8 protein-coding genes and 1 pseudogene are annotated in these 8,676 nt (G+C 73.1%); 5 read left to right on the top strand and 4 right to left on the bottom strand.

What is annotated here, in order from left to right:
• The 4 genes from GJQ66_RS15240 to GJQ66_RS14810 all read left to right on the top strand — a co-directional run.
• The coding region (locus GJQ66_RS15240) for an FHA domain-containing protein (protein ID WP_268866089.1) at positions 1-723 on the top strand (723 nt) is incomplete at its 5' end.
• A 1-nt stretch (position 724) separates the two neighbouring features.
• Entirely contained in the window at positions 725-1,570 is an 846-nt protein-coding gene (locus tag GJQ66_RS12045; protein WP_155049603.1) for a PP2C family serine/threonine-protein phosphatase, read from the top strand.
• Positions 1,567-2,334, top strand: coding sequence for an FHA domain-containing protein (locus GJQ66_RS15435; protein WP_368732934.1), 768 nt, complete (start codon positions 1,567-1,569; stop codon positions 2,332-2,334). Before GJQ66_RS12045 ends, GJQ66_RS15435 begins: the two co-directional genes overlap by 4 nt.
• Positions 2,331-4,406, top strand: coding sequence for a protein kinase (locus GJQ66_RS14810; protein ID WP_368732933.1), 2,076 nt, complete (start codon positions 2,331-2,333; stop codon positions 4,404-4,406). The genes GJQ66_RS15435 and GJQ66_RS14810 overlap by 4 nt, the downstream gene beginning before the upstream one ends.
• 4 nt (positions 4,407-4,410) lie before the next feature.
• Here the strand turns inward: GJQ66_RS14810 and GJQ66_RS12030 are convergent, their stop codons facing one another.
• Positions 4,411-4,785 carry a dehydrogenase gene (locus GJQ66_RS12030; RefSeq protein ID WP_155049602.1) on the bottom strand — a complete coding sequence of 125 codons (375 nt, stop codon included), beginning with the start codon at positions 4,783-4,785 and terminating at the stop codon, positions 4,411-4,413.
• A 41-nt stretch (positions 4,786-4,826) separates the two neighbouring features.
• Positions 4,827-5,090, bottom strand: coding sequence for a glutaredoxin domain-containing protein (locus GJQ66_RS12025; protein ID WP_155049601.1), 264 nt, complete (start codon positions 5,088-5,090; stop codon positions 4,827-4,829).
• 84 nt (positions 5,091-5,174) lie between these two features.
• Between GJQ66_RS12025 and GJQ66_RS12020 the strand changes: the two genes are divergently transcribed.
• The gene (locus tag GJQ66_RS12020) at positions 5,175-6,269 is read left to right on the top strand and encodes a glycosyltransferase (protein WP_368732932.1); all 1,095 of its coding nucleotides are present in this window, start codon (positions 5,175-5,177) and stop codon (positions 6,267-6,269) included.
• Position 6,270: 1 nt separating this feature from the next.
• Here the strand turns inward: GJQ66_RS12020 and GJQ66_RS12015 are convergent, their stop codons facing one another.
• Positions 6,271-7,167 carry a rhodanese-related sulfurtransferase gene (locus tag GJQ66_RS12015; RefSeq protein ID WP_368732931.1) on the bottom strand — a complete coding sequence of 299 codons (897 nt, stop codon included), beginning with the start codon at positions 7,165-7,167 and terminating at the stop codon, positions 6,271-6,273.
• A gap of 81 nt (positions 7,168-7,248) precedes the next feature.
• Positions 7,249-8,601: pseudogene (locus tag GJQ66_RS12010) on the bottom strand (BCCT family transporter); the annotation flags it as partial.
• Between the last annotated feature and the right edge of the window lie 75 nt (positions 8,602-8,676).

Below are 8,676 nucleotides of genomic sequence, written 5' to 3'. Positions count from 1 at the left end.
GCGCCCGGCGACGGCCCTGTGGCATCCGACGGCCCGATCGCGTTCGTGCCGGGCGTGACCGACGAGCGCCGCGGCGACGACATCCGCGCCGACGCGGCCCCCGCCGCCGCGCCCCCGGCCCCCGCGTTCGACGAGCCCGCGCCGCCGGCGCCGTCCGCCTTCGACACGCCCGCCCCGCCGGTGTACGACGCCCCCGCCCCGCCGACGGCACCCGTCTTCGAACACCCCGCCGCGCCGCCCGCGTTCGACACCCCTGTCCCGCCCGCTCCTGCCGCGCCGCCCGCGATCGAGGATCCCGCGCAGCCCGCGGCACCCGCGTTCGAGCAGTCGGCCGCGCCGTCGGCCGACGATGATTTCGTGGACGACACCATCGTCGTGAATCGTGGCGCAGCGGCGACGCCGCCGACGGTGACGCTCGCGTGGGACGACGGCACCCGCTCGGTGGTCGCCGAGCGCACCGTGTTCGGTCGCAACCCGTCGGGGCCGGGCGAGGTCGTCGCGATCGCCGACGACACGATGTCGCTGTCGAAGACGCACTTCGAGATCGGCCTGGACGGGGACAGCGCGACCGTCACGGATCTGCACTCGACCAACGGCGTCGTGATCGAACGCGCGGGGACCGAGTTCACCGCCGCCCCCGGCACGCCGACCCCCCTCGCGGCGGGCGACGCCCTCACGATCGGGGAGCGTCGCGCGACGGTCGAGCAGGTGGGATCCGCCTGACATGACCGCAGCGATCACGACCGCCGCGGGCGCGGCGACGGACGGCGGGCGGCGCCGTGTGAACGAGGACGCCGCGCTCGCGTCTTCGCCGTGCTTCCTCGTCGCGGACGGCATGGGTGGCCACGACGCGGGCGACATCGCCTCCGCCGCGGCCGTCGGCGCGTTCGCCCGCTTCGCGGGCCGCGACTTTCTCACGGTCGACGAGGTGCGCGACGCCGTGGAGGAGGTGCGCGCCCGGTTGGACCGGTTTTCCGCGTCTCACGAGTCCGGCGCGGGGACGACGCTCACGGGCGCGGTGGTCGCGCAGGTGCACGGCGAGGGGTACTGGATGATCCTCAACGTCGGCGACTCGCGCACGTATCGCCTGAGCGGCGGCCGCCTCGAGCAGCTGACGGTCGATCACTCCGTCGTCCAGGAGATGGTCGACGCTGGCACGCTCGCCGAGGAGTCCGCGCGCACCGACGCACGCCGGCACATTGTCACGCGCGCGCTCGGCGCGGGCAACGCCGAGTCGGTGGACATGTGGATGTTTCCCGCGCACGTGGGCGACCGGATCCTCGCGTGCTCCGACGGCGTCACGGGCGAGCTGGACGACCGCGTGATCTCCGACGTGCTCCGCACGACGCCGGACCCGCGGCAGGCCGCCGCCGAGCTCGTGCGCCGCGCGATCGCCGCGGGCGGCCGCGACAACGCGACGGCGATCGTCGTCGATGCCCGCCACGTCGCGCACGCGCCCCGCATGACGGCGGCGTCCGACGACGAGATCGACGTCGCGACGATCGAGCGATCCGGTTCGGTCGCCTCCGACACGATCCCCCGCTCTGGCCTGCCCGGGAGCGGTTCGTGACGTCGGCGCTCGTCGTGGGCGCGGCCGGAATCGCGCTCGTTCCCGCGGGCGCGGACCTCCGCGCCGTCCAGGGCGCCCTGGACCTCTCGCTCGACGCGGGCCGCGCGGCCGTCGCGCGCCTGGCCTGGGGCGTCATCGTGGACCGGACGCCCGGCGGGAGAACCGAGCGGCACGGGGACGTGCCGCTCGAGGTCGCGGACGGCACCCCCGCCGAGGCCACCCACGAGACGCTGATCGACGTGGAGACGCCCGAGAGCATCGAGATTCCGGCGGCGGTCCCCGCCCCGGTCCCGCCGGCAGCGCCGGCCGGTGACCACGACGGCGCCACGGTCTCGCTCTCGCAGCTGCGCGCGATGCGCGCCCAGGCCCCCGGCGATCACGACGGCGCGACGATCGCGCGCTCCGCGATCACGCGCCCCGTCGCGATGCCGCGGATCCGCCTCTCGACGGGCGAGACCCACACGCTCGCGCGCCCCGTGATCATCGGCCGGGCCCCGCGCCTCACGCGCGTTCCGCTGGACGACGCGCCGCTGCTCGTGACGGTCGCGAGCCCAGAGCTCGACATCTCGCGCTCGCACGTCGAGATCGTCCCCGATCACGACGCCGTGGTCGTCACCGACCTGCGCACGACCAATGGCACACGGCTCGTGCGCGACGGGGCGGATCCCGTGCGCCTGCGCGCCGGCGAGGCCACCGTCGTCGTGACGGGCGACGTCCTCGACCTCGGCGACGGAGTGACCGTGGCGTTCGAGGATCTCCCGTGACGCGCCGCGCGCCGTCGACCCCGCCCGAGATCCCTGGATTCACGTACCTCGAGCTGCTCGGATCCGGCGGGTTCGCCGACGTGTTCCTGTACGAGCAGAAGCTGCCGCGGCGGCGGGTCGCCATCAAGGTGCTCCTGCCCGACCGCATCTCGACCTCCGCCGCGCAGTTCACGGCCGAGGCCAACGTGATGGCGATGCTGTCGAGCCACCCGGCGATCGTCGCCGTCTACCAGGCGGGCGTCGCCTCCGACGGGCGGCCGTACCTGGCGATGGAGTACTGCCCGCGCGCGAACCTGCAGGTGCGCTATCGTCGCGAGCGCTTCGCGGTGGACGAGGCGCTGCACACGGGGATCCCCGTGGCCGCCGCGGTCGAGACGGCGCATCGCGCCCACGTGCTGCACCGGGATATCAAGCCGGCGAACATCCTCGTCACGGCCTACAACCGCCCGGCGCTGACCGACTTCGGCATCGCGTCCTCGCTCGCGAACCCCGACGAGAGTCAGGGCGTGTCCGTGCCGTGGTCGCCGCCGGAGGCGTTCGCGGATCCGCCGCGCAGCGACCCGCGCAGCGACGTCTATCAGCTCGGCGCGACGGTCTACACCCTCCTCGCGGGCCGCTCGCCGTTCGAGGTGCCGGGAGGCGACAACGGCACGGGCGCCCTCATCGCGCGCATCGAGCGCGAGCCGGTGCCCGACCTCCAGCGCGCCGACGTGCCGCAGTCGCTCGTCGACGTGCTCGCCCGCGCGATGGCGAAGGATCCGCGCGATCGCTTCGCCAGCGCGGCGGCGTTCGCGCGCGCCCTCCAGAAGGTGCAGATCGAGCTCGGCCACTCCGTCACGCCGATCGACATCCTCGACGACGGCGAGCACGACGACGCGGCCGCCGCGGCCGGGGACGCGGACGACACGGGCGTCACGCGGATCCGCAGCCTGCGGGCCGTCCCCGCGACGCCGCCGGCCCGCGCGCCGCAGGACGCGGTGCCGGCGGCGCCCGAGACCATCGCGGAGCCCGGGGAGGAGATCGCGTCGGCGGGGCCGGCCCCCGCCTCCGGTTTCGCGCCCCCGGAGCCCGCCTCCTTCGCGCCACCCGCCCCGGCGCCGAGCCCGGCGCCGCAGCCCGAGATGTGGGCGCCGACGCCGCCCGCGGACGGTCGCGCGGGGACGTCCGCCTCCTTCGCGCCGCCCGCGGGCGAACACACGGCTGCGCGCCCCGTCCCCGAGTCCGCTCCCGCCGACGAGCGCACGGTCGTGCGTCCGGCCGTCGCGCCCGCCCCCGATTCCGGCCCCGCTGACGAACGTCCCGTCGCGCGCCCCGAGCCGTCCACCTCGGAATACACGGCCGCGCGCGCCTCGTCAGCAGCCGAGGACCGCACGGTCGCGCGCCCCGCCGCGCCGACCCCCGAGGCCGTCGAGGACCGCACCGTCGTGCGCCCGGCGACGCCGCCCGCGCCCGAGGATGACACGCTCGTGCGCCAGGCGCCCGCGCCGGTGGACGACCGCACGGCGCCGCGCGCTCCCCGAACGGGATCCGCGGCCCCGGATTACCGCTTCGCCTCGCGCGTCGAGTTCGGCGCGGGGAGCGTGCCGCGCGCGGATCCGAGCCAGTTCCGCGTCGCGAGCCGCGTGTCCGACGGCGAACCGCCGGCGATCACGCGCTCGCAGCGGACGATCCGCCGGCGCTCGCGGCGCTGGATCCTGTGGGTGGCGCTGGCCACTGCCGTTGTGCTCGTCGCGGGCGCGGTCGTCTACGGCGTCTCGATGCTGCAGCCCGAGGAGGTCAGCGACGACAGCACGGTACGGATGGGCGATGTGGATCCCGTCGCGAACCTGCAGGGCATCGTGACGGGGCAGGAGGCGACCTTCACGTGGGAGAACCCGTCGCCGCAGCTGGGCGACTCGTACCGCTGGGGCGTCTCCGTCGCCGACCAGCTGACGTCGTACGACAACGCGACGGGCGACACGAGCGTGACGATCGACCTCGAGCCTGGCGACGAGACCTGCATCGAGGTGTACGTCCAGCGCGGGGACGAGCGCTCGGCGCACGAGCGCGGCTGCGTCGAAAACCCGGGGTAGCGGGTCAGGCGCTCTCCGGGGCGGGGGCGTCGTGCGCGAGCACCTTGATGATGATGCCGCGGTTGCCGAGCTCGGCGATCGTGCGCGCTTCCTCGTGCGCGTCGCGACCGAACACGCGCGCGCTGGTGACGACGACGACGTCCCCGCGGTCGAGGCGGCCGAAGAGGCGGTTCAGGCGCTCCTCCCACGTCTCGACGACGTTCGGAGCGGGGTGCCGGAAACCACCGATGGGAACGCCGAAGCTGGTGAGCTGACGGCGCTGCTCCACGATCGACGGCATGCCCTCGCGCGCCACGACGACGCCCACCAGGCGCGAGCCCGCGGGACGGGCGCGCCAGATGTCGTTGCGCGTGAAGACCTGTTCGACGTGCTCGCTCACGCGCCCAGCCTACCGGCAGGGCGCGCGCGATCCGGGAGGGATCAGATGAGGGAGAGCTCGCGAAGCTTCTGCTCGACGTCGGCGTTCGACGGCTCGACGTGGTGCGAGGCGTCCGGGTACACGACGACCGGGATGTTCGTGCGGCCCGAGATGTCCTTCGCGACGTCTGCCGCCGCGGGCTCGGCTTCGAGGTCGACGTAGGTGTAGGCGACGCCGAGGCCGTCGAGCTGCGCCTTCGTGCGGCGGCAGTCGCGGCACCACTCGGCGCCGAACATCGTGATGGTGTCAGGGGAAACGGAAGTCATGCTCCCAGAATATGCGCGGCCAGGCGGGGCGGGGCCGGGTCAGGCGCCGTGGGACGATGGAGGCGTGGGCAAGGGGAGGCGGGCGTGAGCGTAACGGTCATCGTCCCGACCTATAACGAGCGGGAGAACGTGGCGGAGCTCGTCCGGCGCACGGCCCGCGCGGTTCCCGGTGCCGAGATCCTCTTCGTGGATGACTCCTCGGACGGCACGGCCGACGAGGTGCGTCGCGTCGCCGCGGGCGCGGCGTGCCCGGTGCGCGTCGTCCACCGCGACAAGCCGACAGGCGGCCTCGGCGGCGCGGTCATCGAGGGGCTGCGCGCCGCGTCCCACGACACGTGCGTGGTGATGGACGGCGACCTCCAGCACCCGCCCGAGCGGATCCCCGACATCGTCGCCGCGCTCGCCGCGGGCGACGGCGAGATCGTCGCGGCGTCGCGGTACGTCGGCGGTGGGAGTGCGACGGGGCTCGCCGACGCGACGCGCCGGCTAGTGTCCCGGGCCTCCACCGCCGTGACGCGCGCGATGTTCCCCGTCCGGCTCCGGCGCGTGACCGACCCGATGACAGGCTTTTTCGGGGTGGACCGGCGGCTCCTCGATCTCGACCGGCTGCGGCCGCGGGGGTTCAAGATCCTCCTCGAGATCATCGTCCGGACGGACCTCGCCGTCGCCGAAGTGCCCTTCACCTTCGGCGATCGGTTCGCGGGCGCCTCGAAGGCCTCCGTTCGGCAGGGGGCGCGCTTCCTGCACCAGCTGGCGCTCCTGCGCTTCGGGAAGATGGGCGCGTTCGCCCTCATCGGCGCTCTCGGCGCAGTCGCAAACGTCGCGATCGTGTGGGCGCTCACGGGGCTCGGGGCCGGCTACGTGTGGGCCGCGATCATCGCGGCGGAGACGACGATCGTCGCCAACTTCCTCCTGGCCGAGCGGTTCGTCTTCCACGACCTGCGCGGTCAGGCCCGGGCCTTCTGGCGCCGATTCGCGACGTCGTTCGGGTTCAACAACGCCGAGGCGGCCGTCCGGATCCCCGTCATGGCGCTGATGGTCGAGACGTGGGGCATCGCGAGCCCCGTCGCGACGGCGATCACGCTCGCCGTCGCGTTCGTGATCCGCTTCACGTTCCACTCGCTCGTCGTCTACGCACCGCGGACCGAGGCGGCCGAGCGCGCCGCCACGCGCGCCTGACTCAGGCCGCGGGCGCGTGGCGCGCGCACACGGCGGACGCGCCGCACGCCTCGCACAGGACGGTGCGGGCCCGGCACGTGTCGTCGGCGCAGTTCACGAGCCGGTCCGTCCCGGATCCGCACCCCGCGCACGAGGAGATCACCGTGCCGCCGTCGCCGAACCGCACCCGTTCGCGTCCGTCGAACACGTAGAGCGAGCCCTCCCACAGGCCGGTGTTCCCGAACGTCTCGCCGTAGCGCACGATGCCGCCGTCGAGCTGGTACACCTCCTGGAAACCGCGCGAGATCATGAGGCTCGAGAGCACCTCGCAGCGGATGCCGCCCGTGCAATACGTCACGACGGGCTTGTCCTTCAGGTGGTCGTACCGGCCCGACTCGATCTCGCCGAGGAAGTCGTGCGTCGTCTCGGTGTCCGGGACGACGGCGCCGCGGAACCGGCCGATCTCGGCCTCGAAGGCGTTGCGCCCGTCGAAGAAGACGACGTCCTCGCCGCGCTCCGCGACGAGGCGGTGCAGGGCTCCCGGCCCGAGCGGGGTGCCGCCGCCCACGACCCCGTTCTCGTCGACCCGGAGCTCGCCGCCGGCGCCGAAGGAGACGATCTCGTCCCGCACCTTCACCGACAGGCGGGGGAAGTCGAGGCTGAGGCCGTTGGCGTCGAGCCCCGTGCCCGAGGACCACTTCATGTCGACGTCGCGGAAGGGGGCGTACTGCTTCGTCTTGCGCACGTAGGTCTTGAGCGCCGCCATGTCCCCGCCCACGGTGCCGTTGATACCGTGAGGGGAGAGGAGGATCCGCCCGCGCAGGCCCAGGAGCTCGCACAGGTCGCGCTGCCACAGGCGCACGGCCTCGGGGTCGGCGAGCGGCGTGAACACGTAGAAGAGCAGGATCTTGGCGGGCACGGATCCAGCGTAGGCGGCGGCGCCGAGAACGGCCCGCACGCGACGGGCGCCCACGGCAGGGGCCCGTCGCGTGCGCTCGCGCTACCTGCTCTCGCGCGGTGCTGCCGGGGCCGTCTTCCGCGCGCCGCGGGTCCGGGAGATCCGGTAGTCGATACGGTCGTCGACGTAGGTCTGCAGCTCCTCGTTCTCCGGCAGGCTGCTCGTCACGTCGTCCGAGATCGCCTCCGTGACCCGCTCGAGCCGGCGCTCGCTCTCGAGGTGCGTCATGTGCGTGAACTCGAATCGCAGGGCGCGCACTGTGGCGACGCACATGAGGATGAGCACCACGCTGAATGGCAAAGCCGTGATGAGGGATCCGGTCTGCAGCGTCGAGAGCCCGCCCGCGAGCAGGAGCGCGATCGCGAGCGCGCCCTCCAGCAGGGCCCACACGATGCGTGACCACACGGGCGGGTTGGGGTGGCCGCCCGAGGCGAGCATGTCGACGACGAGCGAGCCCGAGTCGGACGAGGTGATGAAGAAGATCGCGACGACGATGATCGTGAGGATCGAGAGGATGTTGCCGAGCGGGAGCCCGCCGAGCACCGTGAAGAGCGAGCCCTCGGGCGAGACCTCACCGTCGGTGACCAGGTCTCCCTCGCCGTACATCTGCCGGAAGATCCCGGATCCGCCCATCACGGAGAACCAGAAGAACCCGACGATGGTGGGGACGAGGAGGACGCCGGCGATGAACTGACGCACGGTCCGGCCGCGGGAGATTCGCGCGATAAACACGCCGACGAACGGGGCCCAGGCGATCCACCAGCCCCAGTAGAAGATCGTCCACCCGGAGAGCCACTCCTGCGCGGCCTCGCCCTGGAAGGTGCCGACGTCGACCGTCATCTCGAGCACGTTCGCGAGGTAGACGCCGAGCGACTCGACGAAGTTGCGCAGGAGGAAGATCGTCGGGCCGAGGATCAGCATCGAGATCAGGAGGAGCCCTGCGAGGGAGAGGTTGATGTTCGAGAGCCACTTGATGCCCGCGCCGAGCCCGGACACGACCGAGAACGTCGCGAGGAACGTGATGACGACGATGAGGATGACGAGGAGCGTCGTGTCGGTCTGCTCGACCACGCCGATCGCCTGCATGCCGGCCGCGATCTGCTGCACGCCGAGGCCGAGCGAGGTCGCGACGCCGAAGACGGTGCCGAAGATCGCGATGATGTCGATGACGTCGCCGACCCAGCCCTTCACGCGCTCGCCGAAGAGCGGCTCGAGCGCCCACCGGATGGACACGGGGCGGCCGCGGCGGTGGATGGCGAACGCGAGCGCGAGGCCGATGACCGCGTAGACGGCCCACGGGTGCAGGCCCCAGTGCACGAAGGTCTGCGCCATCGCGAGCCCGGCGAGCTCGGCCTCGGATCCCTCCCACCCCGGCTTGGGGCTGACGGTCGCGTAGGGCGTGTCTGACAAATAGTTCGGTGGCGTGCTGGGAGGCTGTGGTCGTGTCGCGGTTTCAGATGCTCTCGGATG

This window comes from Microbacterium sp. ZXX196, assembly GCF_009709595.1.
GTDB classification, from domain to species: domain Bacteria; phylum Actinomycetota; class Actinomycetes; order Actinomycetales; family Microbacteriaceae; genus Microbacterium; species Microbacterium excoecariae.
Note: the sequence above shows the minus strand (reverse complement) of the source record. Positions and strands in the feature narration are given on the sequence as shown.

Excerpts from the sequence above, each read along its gene's own strand:
- GJQ66_RS12045 (WP_155049603.1), top strand. The coding sequence starts at position 725 with ATGACCGCAGCGATCACGACCGCCGCGGGCGCGGCGACGGACGGCGGG.
- GJQ66_RS12025 (WP_155049601.1), bottom strand. The coding sequence starts at position 5,090 with ATGACTTCCGTTTCCCCTGACACCATCACGATGTTCGGCGCCGAGTGG.